The following is a 14171-nucleotide window of genomic DNA, read 5'->3' on the forward strand; positions in this document are numbered from 1 at the left end:
AAAACGCGCGTAAAAACGGTCGAAAACAAAATCGACCGTTTTTGATTAGTGTCGCAATTCGAAATTGGGTTAACTTTCTTATATAATTAATATTAATCAACACATAAGAACGAAAGAAAGACATAATGCGCATAGACAAATATTTAGCCAATATGAATGTTGGATCACGAAAAGAAGTACACCAATTAATTAAGCAGGGAATTGTTGCAGTTAATGGTACAGTTGTTAAAACACCCAAACAGCAAGTTAAAGAAAGCGATCAGGTCACTGTTAATGGGGATATTGTTGCTTATCAGAAATATCATTATTTCTTATTGAATAAACCTAAAGGTGTTTTGTCAGCGACGGAAGACCGCAGTCAGCCAACAGTGATTTCCATACTGGCGCCGCAAGATCGCTATCAAGGAATCGTACCCGTTGGTCGTTTGGACAAGGATACTACTGGCTTGCTCCTTTTGACGAATGATGGTCAGTTGAATCATGAATTGCTTGCACCTGGTAAGCATGTTGATAAAGTTTATCGTGCTGAAATTGCTGGTGTAGCTAATGATGCAACTGTTAAAACTTTTGCTTCAGGAATGACACTAGGCGATGGGACCAAACTGCAGCCAGCAGAATTGAAGATATTATCCCAGGATGAAGAGCACGATAGGTCTACAACTGAAATTAAAATTCGTGAAGGTAAATATCACCAGATCAAGCGCATGTTTGGTGCGGTAGGGATGAAAGTAGTTGAATTAGAACGAATTTCGATGGGAAAGTTAACCTTGCCTGCTAACTTAAAGCGGGGAGAATATCTGGAATTGAAGTTGGAAGATATAATAAAGTGATGGCAAAGATTAAAGAATTCAATGAAGATCCGGAATGGAGTGATTATATCATGGACTACGAAGAGAAAATACTGGAGCGAGAACAAGACGCGCGTGAGGAAGGCTTGATAAAAGGGCGTGAGGAAGGTAAAGAAGAAGGCTTCAAAGAAGGCATAGTATACGGGATTCACAATTTGATTACCATAATGCGAGATTACGGTGAGAATAATCAGAGAATTCTTCAACGGCTTAAACAAGAAGTACGGCTCTGATTTTACTGATGAGCAATTAGAAAATTTCTTGAAACAAAATTAAAACATCGAAATTAATGGCAATAATTCCTTATTTAGAAATTCTAAATGAGGGTATTTTTCTATTTAAAGTTTTAACTTTAATAATGAAAACGTAGAGCTTAAAAACAATGATATAATTAAGACCATATTAGTTAAATATGTTGAAATCCAGGACCTCTTGTCTGGATTTTTTATTAGGAATAATTATGGAAAAAATCAAAACAGCAATCTATTCAGAAGATTTTGTTCAATTAGTAAAGTATGTTCTAATTGGCGTATTAGGGCTAGTCGTTGATTTTGGAATTTATACAATTTTGACGCATTTCAAGATGAATGTTGAAATAGCTAACATTATTTCGTCTACCTGCGGGATCATCAATAACTTTTTATGGAATTCTTATACTAACTTTAAAGTTCATGATCGCATGATATTAAGATTTATTTCTTATTTTATCGTTGGCCAGATTACCACAGTGTTTACTACGATTTTCCTATTTGTTTTCGTTACCAAATTGGGTTATCCGCACTTAATGGTCAAAGTTATAGCTACTTTTATGGCTACTTTAATTCAATTTGTAATAAATAAAGTAGTTACTTTTAGAAAAGCTAAGAAAGAAGAAATCTAATGGAAAAATTATCAATTGTGGTCCCTTGTTTTAATGAACAAGAGACAATTCCACTTTTTTATCCAGCAGTGCAAAAAGTATTAGCTAAAATGCCCAAAGTGACGCCCGAATATTGGTTTGTAGATGATGGCTCCAATGATAACACACTGACCGAATTGAAAAAATTGCATGAGCAGGACAAACATGTTCACTATATTTCTTTTTCTCGTAACTTTGGTAAGGAATCCGCTATCTATGCGGGCCTATCAGCTGCAACGGGAGATTATATTGTCTTAATGGATGTAGATTTGCAAGATCCGCCTTCACTTTTACCAAAAATGTATAAAATTTTGCAGACTGGTGACTATGATGCAGTTGGCTGCAGACGAGTAGATCGTAAAGGGGAAGGTAAGTTTAAGTCTTTCTTGAGCAATCAATTTTATAAGGTGATTAATCGCATTTCTAAAGTGGAAATTGTTTCAGGCGTACGCGACTATCGCATGATGACCAGGCAGATGGTTAACGCAGTTTTATCAATGAAAGAATACAGCCGCTTTTCTAAAGGTATTTTTGCTTGGGTTGGTTTTAAGACTAAGTATCTTGAGTACCACAATGTCGAGCGCGTAGCTGGTGAAACTGATTGGACGACTCACAAATTATTCAAATATGCGTTGGGCGGGATTGCTGATTTTTCTCAAGCACCGCTTAACTTAGCTGTTTGGATTGGGACAACTTCATTCATTTTGTCAATTATTGGTCTCCTGGTTGTGATTGTTCGTAAACTAATAGTTCCTGGTTCTAGTATTTTGGGTTGGGCCAGCACAATTTCAATTATTTTATTGATTGGTGGCTTGCAGCTTTTGTGTATCGGAATTATTGGCCGTTATATTGGTAAAATCTATTTACAAGTTAAAGAACGACCAATTTATATTGTGAAGGAAGAGAAATGAGAAAGAGCCGTAAATTGTTGAATGTCTGGGATATAATTCTCAGACGTTTTTGTTTGTAAATTTTAATTTCTCACAAAAAAAGCGTGCTTTTTTGCGTAATAAATGGTGAGGGATAATTCTGTCCTACTATTTATGAAAGAGGTGCGCGATGAAAAATACGCATACATCACGATTCATGAAAAGCAATACCAAAGTCATTTTGTATCATGGAAGCAATCAGGCTGTTTATCAGCCTCGTATAAATAAAAATGTTTTTACAACTGATTTTGGTAATGGCTTTTATGTGACTGCTAATCGTAGACAAGCAGAAAAATGGGCAAAGCGTAAGGCTAGATATTCAGGTCAACCGACATTAAATAGATATGTATTCGATGCTGATCAACCCGACTTGAAAATATTAGTTTACCAAGCAGATATTGATTGGATTAAGTTTGTCATTCAAAATAGAATGAATAATATAAAAGATAATTCTGATATCGTCATTGGCCCAACAGCAGATGGTAAACTTTTTTCTGTTGTTAATTGTTGGAAACATGGTAATCTAGATTTAGATGAGGCTCTGCTAAAATTAAAACCGAGTGTTTATTCGGAGCAGTATTGTTTCAAGACAGAAAGAGCTCTCAAAGCTTTAACGTTCATAGATAAGGAGTTGGTTAGATGATTCCCGAAATTAGTGAAAAGCAATTTCATCAGCAACTAGCTGAAGCAATTAGCGACTTAATTGCTAAGAGATTAAACATTTATCCTAAGCAGGCTCTAAATTTATTTGAGAAGTCACGTGTTTATAAGGATTTAATGAATTCAGATGATGAATTTGATCAAATGATGCCAGCTGATTTTTTTGATTTGTGGCAAAATGAGCGTTTAGTCGGTGTACCAGTTAGTTCGGCCGATATTGCTAACGGATTATTGAAAGATAAGAAGTACAAATGATTATCTTATTGCTCGGAATGGAGTGATTATATCATGGATTACGAAGAGAAAATACTGTAGCGAGAACAAGATGCGCGTGAGGAAGGCTTGATAAAAGGACGTGAGGAAGGTAAAGAAGAGGGACTTAAACGAGGCGTCAAAATTTTAGTTTCTTCACTTAAAAGAGTTGGTAATACCAAGCAAGAGATCATGCATCTCCTTGAACAAAATTACGGTTCTGATTTTACCGATGAACAATTAGAAAACTTCCTAAAAGAAAGTTAAAATAGCTTGCCAACTACCTACTTGATATGGTTTAATTATGTACAAGTAAATAGGGAGTAATCGGCATAAATTGTATTTACGGCGTCAGAACGAAATTTATTTTCCGCTGTAAGTTTAAATGATGAGACTATTGACTAAACAGTGTTTTAGCCAGTAGTCTCTATTTTTTTGCTTAAATTACTCTTATGTTTAGGGAGGGCTTTACATGGAATACTATCGTCAGAAAAAAGACGAGATAGCTAAAGAGTTAAATACCGATTTAAAGCAGGGGCTGAGCGCTAAAGAGGCTCAAGAGAAATTAGCTCAAGTTGGTCCAAATGCTTTAGTTGAAGGAAAGAAGAAAAGTACTTTTCAGGTCTTTTTAGAACAATTTAAAGACTTAATGGTGATCATCCTAATTATCGCGGCAATAATTTCTGCTTTTACGGGCAGTCTGGAAAGTACGTTGGTAATTATTGTTGTATTGATTCTGAATGCGATTTTGGGTACGGTACAACATGTTAAGGCGGAAAAGTCGCTAGAATCGCTAAAGTCATTATCTGCGCCAACGGCTAAAGTTTTGCGTAATGGACAAAAAATGGAGATTGAGGCCAAGGACTTGGTACCTGGCGACATTCTTTTGTTAGAAGCAGGTGACTTAGTTACTGCAGATGGTCGAATTTTAGAAAATTATTCTCTGCAAGTCAACGAAAGTTCATTAACTGGTGAATCGACTAATGTTGACAAGTTGGACACTGATTTTGAAAAAGAAGTGCCGCTGGCTGATCGGGTTAACATGGTTTACTCCAGTTCCTTAGTAACTTATGGGCGTGCTACGGTTGTAGTAACGGCAACGGGGATGCAGACTGAAATTGGTAAGATTGCTTCCTTGATGAATGAAACTAAGGAACGTCGCACTCCGCTGCAAGTATCACTTGACCAGTTTTCATCACGATTGGCTACTGCTATTTTAATCTTGTGTGCTGTGATTTTTGGTATTCAAATGTGGCGTGGTCAACCGCTGCTTGATTCACTGCTATTTGCAGTAGCTTTAGCTGTTGCTGCAATTCCTGAAGCTTTGAGTTCTATCGTAACTATTGTGCAAGCAATGGGTACGCAAAAAATGGCTAAAGAAAATGCTATTATTAAAAACTTGGCAGCCGTAGAATCTTTAGGGTCTGTATCAGTAATTTGTTCAGATAAGACTGGTACGTTAACTCAAAATAAGATGACAGTAGAAGATGTCTATATTGGTGGTAAAGTTTTAAAGCCAAATGAGCTGGATTTGAGTAATCAACTTCACCGCTACTTGCTTTATGATGTAGTGCTTAACAACGATGCAAGTTTGGCCGAAGATAAGGCAATTGGTGATCCGACTGAGTCAGCCTTGCTGGAAATGTATCGTCAAGTGCCCGGAATTGACTTAGGTAATGGTGTTTTAGGCTTATCAGAACAAGAATTACGCGAACATTCTAAGCGTCTGGAAGAAGTACCATTTGACTCAGATCGTAAGCTGATGAGTACTAAGCATTTGATTCATACTGTACCAACTATTTTTGTTAAAGGTGCAATTGATGTGCTCTTGAAACGCTGTGTCAATATTCGTTTCGGCGATGAAATTCGTCCAATGACTGAAGAAGATCGTAAAGAAATTTTGGCACAAAACAATTACTTTTCAGAAAATGGTTTGCGTGTTTTGGCCTTTGCTTATAAAGAAAGTGATGAAGAGCTTTCTACTGAAGCAGAAGATGGCTTAACTTTTATTGGCCTTGTTTCAGAAATGGATCCACCACGTGAAGAAAGTGTAGCTGCAGTTGCTCGTGCTAAGGAAGCCGGGATTAGGACTGTGATGATTACTGGTGACCATAAGGTGACTGCCGTTGCAATTGCTAAGAAAATTGGTATTTTCAATGAAGGTGACATGGCTTTAACTGGCCTTGAATTAGATGCTTTGAGCGATGAAGAACTTGATCAAAACATTGAGAAGATTTCGGTTTATGCTCGTGTATCGCCTGAAAACAAGATCAGAATTGTTAATGCATGGCAGAGAAAAGATCGTATCGTATCAATGACTGGTGACGGTGTTAACGATGCCCCAGCCTTGAAGAAGGCCGATGTTGGTGTGGCAATGGGAATTACTGGTACTGAAGTATCTAAAGATGCTGCCAGCATGATTTTGGCCGATGATAATTTTGCCACAATTATCAAAGCTGTTGCTAACGGTAGAACAGTTTATGAAAATATTAAAAACGCTATTGGCTACTTGTTATCAGGTAACCTTTCTGCGATTATCACTGTTTTATTTGCTTCACTTGCTGGCTTACCAGTGCCATTTGTAGCGGTTCAATTGCTTTTCATTAACTTAGTAACTGATTCACTTCCAGCTCTTGCAATTGGGATGGAGCCAGGTGATCCAGACATTTTGAAACGTAAGCCGCGTGATCCTAAGGCTGGTATTTTGGACAAAGCCTTTGTGAGTCAAATTACTATTCAAGGTTTGTTGATTTCGATTAGTGTAATTGCTGCCTTTTTGATCGGACTAAAAGATAGTCCTGCAGTTGCAACGACGATGGCGTTCTCAACATTGACATTTGCTCGGCTTTTACATGGCTTCAATTGTCGTTCACAACACAGTATCTTCAAGATCGGTTTCAAAAATAACTGGTACAGTTTAGCAGCATTTGCTGTCGGAACAATTTTGTTAGCCTTGATTTTGTTTGTACCGGCGTTACATAGCTTGTTTGCAGTTACTCCGTTAACTGGGCAAGAAGTAATGTGGCTTGCTGGCTTGGCTCTGATTCCAACGATTTTGATTCAAGCAGTTAAGATGATTAGAAAGTAGAATATTTTAGATAATCCTCATGAAGTAGTAACTACTTGATGAGGATTATTTATATTTTAAACAGATTTTATGTATAAAATGCAAAAATATGATAAAATTTAGCCTGAATAAAACAATTTTAGGTGAATAATTATGAATAAAAATAAATTATACTTTTTAAAATTAGAAATTCAAAATCATCCGCTATTTGAGGATGATCTTGAATTTTCACTGGTCAGTGATGCAAGGGTTACTTCTAATACCTCTGATCGATTAACTCATTTGCTCGGCAATTTATGGGTGAATAATTTAATCACTCTAGTAGGGACTAATGCTACTGGAAAGACTACGATCATGAAACTCTTGATAGGAATTCTTCAAACAGTTGTGATGGGAAAGTCAATTGATCAAACTAAGCTAACGGATGTGCTAATAGGAAATGAGCCTATTAGTGTTACAACTTATTTTTATGGAACTGATCATGTAGTTTATAAGGATAGTTTAGTTTTCAAGTTAAAGAAAACTTTAAGTAAAAGCTGGCATATTGAGTCTGAAACGGTATATCGAAAAAAGGTAACTGTTAATCTTTCAAAGAAAAAATTATTTGATTTCAAAAATATAAAACCAGAATTAGACAGAAAAGAATTAGGCGACCTAGCTTCTTCAATTTTGTCGTCTGATGATTCGATTTTTAGAGCGATTATTTCGAAAAATAAGTATTATCCTCAAATACCATTTGATACTTTGTTCTTTACTGACTTTAATGCATTGATGTATGGTTCTGGCAATGTGCCTGGAGAAATTTTAAACTTTTTAGATCCAACAATTGAATATCTTAAAATTGAAAACAAGCCTGAGGGCTCTGGTGCTACTAAACAATTGTTTAAGCTGAAGTTTAAAGGGAAAGATACAGAGATTGCAGAAAATGATTTTACAACGATTGCAAAATACTTGTCTTCTGGTACAGCTAAAGGGATAACTCTTTATGGCGAGGTAATTAATGCACTTTCCGTTGGTGGCATCATCTTTATTGATGAGTTGGAGAATCACTTTAATCACGCTATTGTAGATTCTTTTATTGAGTATTTTACTAATCCTAAAATCAACATAAATAGAGCTACTTTGGTATTTAGTACGCACTATACTGAAATTTTGGATAAAATTGAAAGAACTGATGAAGAATATATTACTAAGAGAGAAGGCAAGATTCAGCTTCAAAGATATTCAACTGCTGATGTAAGAAGCGATCTAAATAAAGCCGATGTTTTTGAATCAGATTATTTAGGTGGGACAGCTCCAGATTATGATGCCTACATGGCTTTAAAGAAGGCTACAGAAAAGGCGGTTAAAATGGATGAGTAACTCTACAGATCTAATCGCTATTATTGTAGAAGGTCATACTGAACGAGCAATTATGGAAGTTCTATTGGAACACGATGCACTAAAATTCAACGAGGATGATCTTCTTGAAGGTGAAGTAATTAGAGCACGAAATGCTAAAAAGTTTGCTAAAGAATTTTTGAATAAAGGGTTTAGAAGTAGAAAGGTTAAAATTTATAGGATACTTGATTCCAAAACCGAAAAGTTTAATCTTCCAGAAGTGTATAAAAAGAAAGTATCCGAAGTAGTAGAACTTCGTACTAGACCTGAGATTGAAATTCTAGACATTCTTTATCATCAAGACTATCAGCGATATACAAATAACTATAAAAGTAAAGTGAAGCCTAGTGATTTTGTTAAGCAGTATTATCACGATCTTAAGAGTGTGAAATCTTATGATGAAAATTATTATTTTTGGAATAGTCACTATGATGATTTAATCAACGTGTTAAAACAATATAAGCAATATCATTCATCGGAAAAATGTATTGCTGATTTATTAAAAGAATAAAGACATATGGCTAACTTAATTACGACTAATTCCTAACCCTTTTTTCTGAGTGAAGTTCATGCTATAATCATAACCAAAGCAAGAATCAAGAGGGGTCGACTTTATTAACAGAGAAAAGCCAGACAGCTGAGAGGCCGAAGGTTGACTAGTAGCTTGATTAGCTGATTAATTGAAAATAAAAAGTAGGTTAATCCGGTATACGCCGTTATCGCTATTGAGAGAAGCATAATTTTGCTTAACCATAGGTGGTACCGCGGTTTAACTGATCGTCCTAGACAATGTGTCTAGGACTTTTTTATTGGAGGAATTTTAATGACAGATTTAGCACCTAAATACAACCCAAACGAGGTTGAAAAAGGTAGATATCAAACCTGGCTTGATGAAGATTTGTTCAAGCCTTCTGGTGACAAGAAAGCTCACCCTTATTCAATTGTTATTCCACCACCAAATGTAACTGGTAAGTTGCACTTGGGTCACGCTTGGGATACTGCAATTCAAGATACTTTAATTCGTTTTAAACGGATGCAAGGTTACGATACGCTTTACCTTCCTGGGATGGACCATGCTGGAATTGCTACACAAGCTAAGGTTGAAGCAAAATTACGTAAGCAAGGTAAAGATCGTCACCAAATGGGACGTGAAGCTTTTGTTAAGCAAGTTTGGGACTGGAAAGATGAATACGCAGCTATTATTAAGGGCCAATGGGCTAAGATGGGTCTTTCACTTGACTACTCAAGAGAAAGATTTACCTTGGACAAGGGTCTTTCAAAGGCTGTTAAGAAAGTCTTTGTTCAGCTTTATAAAGAAGGCTTAATTTACCGCGGTGAATACATTATTAACTGGGATCCAGCACTTCAAACTGCTTTGAGTGATATTGAAGTTATTCACAAGGATGATAAAGGTGCCTTTTACCACATTAAATATCCATTTGCTGATGGGTCAGGTTATGTAGAAATTGCTACTACTCGTCCTGAAACCATGTTTGGTGATACTGCTGTTGCCGTTGCACCAGGAGATGAAAGATACAAGGATATCGTAGGTAAGGAATTAATCTTGCCACTTGTTGGCCGCCACATTCCAATTATTGAAGACCAACACGTTGATCCAGAATTTGGTACCGGTTTAGTTAAGATTACCCCAGCTCATGACCCTAACGACTTCCAAGTAGGTAATCGTCATAATCTTGAAAGAATCAACGTAATGAACGATGATGGTACTATGAACGAAGAAGCTGGCAAGTATGCTGGTATGGATCGTTTTGACTGTCGTGAAGCTTTAGTTAAGGATCTTAAAGAAGAAGGCTACTTAATCAAGATTGAACCAATTGTTCACTCAGTAGGTCACTCAGAACGTTCAGGCGTTCAAGTTGAACCACGTCTTTCTAAGCAATGGTTCGTTAAGATGAAACCACTTGCTGATAAAGTTTTGGAAAACCAAAAGACTGATGGCAAGGTAAACTTTGTCCCAGAACGATTTGAACAAACTCTTGATCACTGGATGAGTGATGTTCATGATTGGTGTATCTCACGTCAATTATGGTGGGGTCACCGTATTCCTGCTTGGTACAACAAGAAGACCGGTGAAACTTACGTTGGCGAAGAAGCACCTAAGGACATTGAAAACTGGGAACAAGATCCAGACGTACTTGACACTTGGTTCTCAAGTGCATTATGGCCATTTTCAACTTTAGGTTGGCCTGATACTAATGCGGAAGACTTTAAGCGCTACTTCCCAACTAATGCCTTGGTAACTGGTTACGATATTATCTTCTTCTGGGTATCAAGAATGATGTTCCAAAGTTTACATTTCACCGGCAAGCGTCCATTTAATGATGTTGTTTTACACGGTTTAATGCGTGATGAACAAGGTCGCAAGATGAGTAAATCACTTGGTAACGGTGTTGACCCAATGGATGTAGTTGATAAATACGGTGCCGACGCCCTTCGTTGGTTCTTGCTTAATGGTACTGCTCCTGGTCAAGATACTCGTTATGATCCTAAGAAATTATCTGCTGCTTGGAACTTCATTAACAAGATTTGGAATGCAAGTCGTTTCGTAATTATGAACTTGCCAAAAGATGCTAAGCCAGCTCATATGCCAGATGCTTCTAAATTTGATTTATCAGATCGTTGGATTTTCGATCGCTTGAATCATACTGTTAGTGAAGTAACTCGCTTGTTTGATGAATATCAATTCGGTGAAGCTGGTCGTGAAGCTTACAACTTTATTTGGAATGACTTCTGTGACTGGTATATTGAAATTTCTAAGGTTGCTTTGAATGGTGACGATGAAGAATTAAAGGCAAGAAAGCAAGAAAACTTAATTTGTATTCTTGACCAAATCTTGCGTTTGCTTCACCCAATTATGCCATTTGTAACTGAAAAATTATGGCTTTCAATGCCACATGAAGGTAAGTCAGTTATGGTTGCTGAATATCCAACTACTCACAAGGAATTTGAAAACAAGCAAGCAGATCAAGACATGGCCTTCTTAATTGAAACTATTAAAGCAGTACGTAACATCCGCATGGAAGTTAATGCACCAATGTCAAGTCAAATCGACATCATGATTCAATTAGACGATGAAGCTAACAAGCGCGTTTTGGACGAAAATGCTGATTATGTTGAAAACTTCTTGCATCCAAAGGAATTGACTGTAGCTAGTGAAGTTGAAGCACCAAAATTAGCTAAGACTGCTGTAATTCCAGGCGCACAAATTTTTGTTCCATTAACTGAACTTGTTAATGTTGACGATGAGCTAGAAAAGATGGAAAAAGAAGAGAAGCGTCTTGAAGACGAAGTTGCTCGTTGTGAAAAGAAGCTGGCTAACAAAGGCTTTGTTGATCACGCTCCAGAAGCTGTTGTCAACAAGGAAAAAGAAAAGAAGGCTGACTACGAAAGTCAATTAGCCGGTGTTCGTGAAAGAATTCAAGATTTGAAAGAGAGTAAATAATTGAAATTTACTAAAGCTCAAGAAGTAATCGATTACTTATATGCTTTGCCTCATTTACATCCTAAAAATAATTTGTCTTTTATTAAGCGGTTATTGTTGGAATTAGGCAATCCTCAAGATCTAGTTAAAACGATTCACATTACGGGCACTAATGGTAAAGGTTCAACTTCATACTATTTATCAAACCTACTAAAAAAGGCTGGTCAAAAGACTGGCCTTTTTGTCTCACCGTATGTCTATGAATTTAATGAGAGAATACAGTTAAATAATCAAAATATTAGTGATCAGGATTTAGTTAAAACAGCTAATATTGTGCAGGGTACTTATGAGAAATTGCAGCAGCAGGACTCAACTTTTTCGTTAGTAACCTTTGAATATGAAGTCGCACTGGCTTTTGTCTATTTTGCTCAAAAAAAGTGTGATTATGCTGTTATCGAGGTAGGAATTGGTGGAGAACATGACAAGACTAATGTAATTATGCCAGAAGTAAGTATTATTACTACAATTGGTCTCGATCATGAAAAAATTATTGGACCTACAATTCAGGATATTGCACGTGAGAAAAGCGGCATTATTAAGGCAAAAAGACCAGTAGTTTTAGGTAACGTGCCAGAAGTAGTTTGGCCAATTTTGAAAAGTAAAGCCGAAGAAGAACATGCGATAGTTTATCAATTAGGACGAGACTTTAGTGTTTTACTTGATAATCAAATTGTTTATCAAGATCACAAAAGAAAGCTAGTTTTTGCTTTACGACCACAAGTTGAAGCCTATGATATTGCCGTTGCCTGCCAGGCGTTCTTTTTGTTGAAACTGCCTTTATCAAATGAAGAAGTTGAAACAGCGATTAATCAAACGATTATTCCAGGGCGCTATCAAATTTTACGAGAAAATCCGCTAATCATTTTAGATGGAGCACATAATATTCAGGCAATGAGTAATTTGCTGGCAGTCGTTCATCGTATGACCCAGCAAAAGCATGGCAAGCTTTATGCTTTAGTGACTATGATGAAAGATAAGGATCTTGAGCAGGTGTTTAGCTTGTTTGATGATAAAGATGAAGTTTTACTGACAACTTTATCTTATCCGCGAGTAGCTAAAAAAGATGATTTTCCAATTGATGTACAAAAAAGATATAATTATGAAAAAGATTATCGAGCTGCTTTTACCCAGCTGCGAGATCACTTGGGAGCTAATGATATTTTAATTGTTAGTGGATCCTTTTATTTGGTTAGTGCTATTTTAAATTGGAAAGGAAAACGTGATGCGCGTACAAGGGCTAGATGATGATATTCAAGGCATTATCTTTGATATGGACGGTTTGCTAGTTAATTCAGAGAAGCTGTATTGGGATGCTAATATTCAGGCGGCAGAAGAAGAGAATTTGGGTACGCCGCGGGATGCTTATCTCAAGTTAACTGGTGCTACAGTTAAAGAGATGCAGGATTTTTATCATAAATATTTTAAAACTGAAGCAGACCGTGATCGTTTTATTAAGCGAACTGATGACTTGGTGTGGCAATGGACTGATGAGGGAAAGTTAAAGCTGCAACCTGGTGTTCAAGAAGCATTAGACGAATTTGAAAAGCGTGGCTTGAAGATGGCGATTGCTTCAAGTAATTATGAAAATGTAGTTCAGCATGCTATGTGGGCGACTGGAATCAGAAATTATTTTGATTTTCATCTTAGTTATCTTGATGTACAAAGAGGTCACATTAAGGCTAAGCCGGCACCAGATATTTATCTAGAAGCAGCTAAGAAAATGAATTTACCTAAAGAAAATATTTTAGTTTTTGAAGATTCATCAACCGGTGTTCAAGCAGCTGCTAATGCAGGGTTAAAATGTGTGATGGTACCAGATTTGAAAGCACCATCTGTTAAAGATAAGCAGAATGCAACGATGATTTGTCAAAACTTTTTTGAATTTCTGAAAAAAATTTAGCTCTTTTTTGCGTAATAAGTAATGAGGGGGATTTTATGTTAAAAAGAAAACCAAATCATTACTTTGTCAAAACAGATTTAGAGCTATTGACACAATTATTTGAACAACTAGAAAATAAAGGAATTCATACGTTGCAGGACTTAAATGTTTTTCTGAAAAACTCAGGGTTAAATTCGTTTAATGATCTATTAAAGTTTATTACCAGTTCAGAATGCTCGGATGAACTTGCTATTACGGCTGAGGCAGTACTAGATCGTTTGCGCTGCGCTTCACCTAAGAGAAAGACAATTTTGACATCTAGCATTGAAGTAGGTACGTATTTAGCTGATAAGCTGATAGGGCACAAGCAGGAAGAATTGTGGGCATTGTATATTGACAATAGCAACCACATTATTGCTGAGAAGAAACTATTTCAAGGGACTTTGAATAGATCAATTGCTCATCCGCGGGAAATTTTTCGGTGGGCAGTTATTTATGGCTGCTCTGGAATTTTTATTGCTCATAATCATCCTAGTGGTAAATTAACGCCATCTGCAAGTGACTTGGAATTAACTGAAAGTTTACGTCAAGCTGCAAAAATGATGAAAATTGATTTCTTAGACCATTTTATCGTGGGAGAAGGTCAATATTTAAGTTTGCGTGAGAAAAATTGTTTTAAAGTTCTTTAAAATTTGTGTGAAAGGCGCCTTTAAAGTTATAGTATGCTATAATTATTCAAGATTTAGAGACCGCAAC

At 36.5% G+C, this 14171-nt stretch carries 14 protein-coding genes; all 14 read left to right on the plus strand.

From position 1 onward, the window contains the following. Window positions 1-125: 125 nt before the first annotated feature. The 14 genes from CP352_RS01820 (at window position 126) to CP352_RS01885 (ending at window position 14104) form a co-directional block, all read left to right on the plus strand. Entirely contained in the window at window positions 126-830 is a 705-nt protein-coding gene (locus CP352_RS01820; RefSeq protein ID WP_089143166.1) for a pseudouridine synthase, read from the plus strand. Next, complete coding sequence (locus CP352_RS01825) at window positions 830-1081, plus strand: hypothetical protein (RefSeq protein ID WP_233186895.1); 252 nt, start codon at window positions 830-832, stop codon at window positions 1079-1081. Before CP352_RS01820 ends, CP352_RS01825 begins: the two co-directional genes overlap by 1 nt. A gap of 227 nt (window positions 1082-1308) precedes the next feature. Beyond that, entirely contained in the window at window positions 1309-1728 is a 420-nt protein-coding gene (locus tag CP352_RS01830; protein WP_089143167.1) for a GtrA family protein, read from the plus strand. Then, window positions 1728-2657 carry a glycosyltransferase family 2 protein gene (locus CP352_RS01835; RefSeq protein ID WP_023488099.1) on the plus strand — a complete coding sequence of 310 codons (930 nt, stop codon included), beginning with the start codon at window positions 1728-1730 and terminating at the stop codon, window positions 2655-2657. Before CP352_RS01830 ends, CP352_RS01835 begins: the two co-directional genes overlap by 1 nt. Before the next feature lie 148 nt (window positions 2658-2805). After that, on the plus strand, window positions 2806-3318 hold the full coding sequence (locus CP352_RS01840) for a DUF3990 domain-containing protein (RefSeq protein ID WP_005727083.1): 513 nt from the start codon (window positions 2806-2808) through the stop codon (window positions 3316-3318). Next, on the plus strand, window positions 3315-3590 hold the full coding sequence (locus CP352_RS01845) for a hypothetical protein (RefSeq protein ID WP_005718809.1): 276 nt from the start codon (window positions 3315-3317) through the stop codon (window positions 3588-3590). The genes CP352_RS01840 and CP352_RS01845 overlap by 4 nt, the downstream gene beginning before the upstream one ends. Before the next feature lie 87 nt (window positions 3591-3677). Next, a complete protein-coding gene (locus tag CP352_RS01850; protein WP_223845442.1) occupies window positions 3678-3854 on the plus strand; it encodes a hypothetical protein in 177 nt (58 codons plus the stop codon). A 205-nt stretch (window positions 3855-4059) separates the two neighbouring features. After that, window positions 4060-6675 carry a cation-translocating P-type ATPase gene (locus CP352_RS01855; RefSeq protein ID WP_089143168.1) on the plus strand — a complete coding sequence of 872 codons (2616 nt, stop codon included), beginning with the start codon at window positions 4060-4062 and terminating at the stop codon, window positions 6673-6675. Between the two features lie 132 nt (window positions 6676-6807). Then, window positions 6808-8016: an ATP/GTP-binding protein gene (locus CP352_RS01860; protein ID WP_089143169.1), complete on the plus strand. Its 1209-nt coding sequence runs from the start codon at window positions 6808-6810 to the stop codon at window positions 8014-8016. Next, window positions 8009-8545 (plus strand): N-6 DNA methylase, encoded by a 537-nt coding sequence (locus CP352_RS01865; protein ID WP_089143170.1) that lies wholly within the window; start codon window positions 8009-8011, stop codon window positions 8543-8545. Before CP352_RS01860 ends, CP352_RS01865 begins: the two co-directional genes overlap by 8 nt. 312 nt (window positions 8546-8857) lie before the next feature. Next, entirely contained in the window at window positions 8858-11497 is a 2640-nt protein-coding gene (locus CP352_RS01870; protein WP_089143171.1) for a valine--tRNA ligase, read from the plus strand. Next, window positions 11498-12781 carry a folylpolyglutamate synthase/dihydrofolate synthase family protein gene (locus CP352_RS01875; protein ID WP_089143172.1) on the plus strand — a complete coding sequence of 428 codons (1284 nt, stop codon included), beginning with the start codon at window positions 11498-11500 and terminating at the stop codon, window positions 12779-12781. Next, window positions 12759-13436: an HAD family phosphatase gene (locus CP352_RS01880; RefSeq protein ID WP_023488111.1), complete on the plus strand. Its 678-nt coding sequence runs from the start codon at window positions 12759-12761 to the stop codon at window positions 13434-13436. The genes CP352_RS01875 and CP352_RS01880 overlap by 23 nt, the downstream gene beginning before the upstream one ends. Before the next feature lie 35 nt (window positions 13437-13471). Beyond that, window positions 13472-14104 (plus strand): RadC family protein, encoded by a 633-nt coding sequence (locus tag CP352_RS01885; protein ID WP_023488112.1) that lies wholly within the window; start codon window positions 13472-13474, stop codon window positions 14102-14104. Window positions 14105-14171 lie beyond the last annotated feature (67 nt).

Source organism: Lactobacillus sp. UMNPBX1, assembly GCF_002554085.1.
Taxonomy (GTDB): domain Bacteria; phylum Bacillota; class Bacilli; order Lactobacillales; family Lactobacillaceae; genus Lactobacillus; species Lactobacillus crispatus.

Excerpts from the sequence above, each read along its gene's own strand:
- CP352_RS01820 (WP_089143166.1), top strand. The coding sequence starts at position 126 with ATGCGCATAGACAAATATTTAGCCAATATGAATGTTGGATCACGAAAA.
- CP352_RS01825 (WP_233186895.1), top strand. The coding sequence starts at position 830 with ATGGCAAAGATTAAAGAATTCAATGAAGATCCGGAATGGAGTGATTAT.
- CP352_RS01830 (WP_089143167.1), top strand. The coding sequence starts at position 1,309 with ATGGAAAAAATCAAAACAGCAATCTATTCAGAAGATTTTGTTCAATTA.
- CP352_RS01835 (WP_023488099.1), top strand. The coding sequence starts at position 1,728 with ATGGAAAAATTATCAATTGTGGTCCCTTGTTTTAATGAACAAGAGACA.
- CP352_RS01840 (WP_005727083.1), top strand. The coding sequence starts at position 2,806 with ATGAAAAATACGCATACATCACGATTCATGAAAAGCAATACCAAAGTC.
- CP352_RS01845 (WP_005718809.1), top strand. The coding sequence starts at position 3,315 with ATGATTCCCGAAATTAGTGAAAAGCAATTTCATCAGCAACTAGCTGAA.
- CP352_RS01855 (WP_089143168.1), top strand. The coding sequence starts at position 4,060 with ATGGAATACTATCGTCAGAAAAAAGACGAGATAGCTAAAGAGTTAAAT.
- CP352_RS01860 (WP_089143169.1), top strand. The coding sequence starts at position 6,808 with ATGAATAAAAATAAATTATACTTTTTAAAATTAGAAATTCAAAATCAT.
- CP352_RS01865 (WP_089143170.1), top strand. The coding sequence starts at position 8,009 with ATGAGTAACTCTACAGATCTAATCGCTATTATTGTAGAAGGTCATACT.
- CP352_RS01870 (WP_089143171.1), top strand. The coding sequence starts at position 8,858 with ATGACAGATTTAGCACCTAAATACAACCCAAACGAGGTTGAAAAAGGT.
- CP352_RS01880 (WP_023488111.1), top strand. The coding sequence starts at position 12,759 with ATGCGCGTACAAGGGCTAGATGATGATATTCAAGGCATTATCTTTGAT.
- CP352_RS01885 (WP_023488112.1), top strand. The coding sequence starts at position 13,472 with ATGTTAAAAAGAAAACCAAATCATTACTTTGTCAAAACAGATTTAGAG.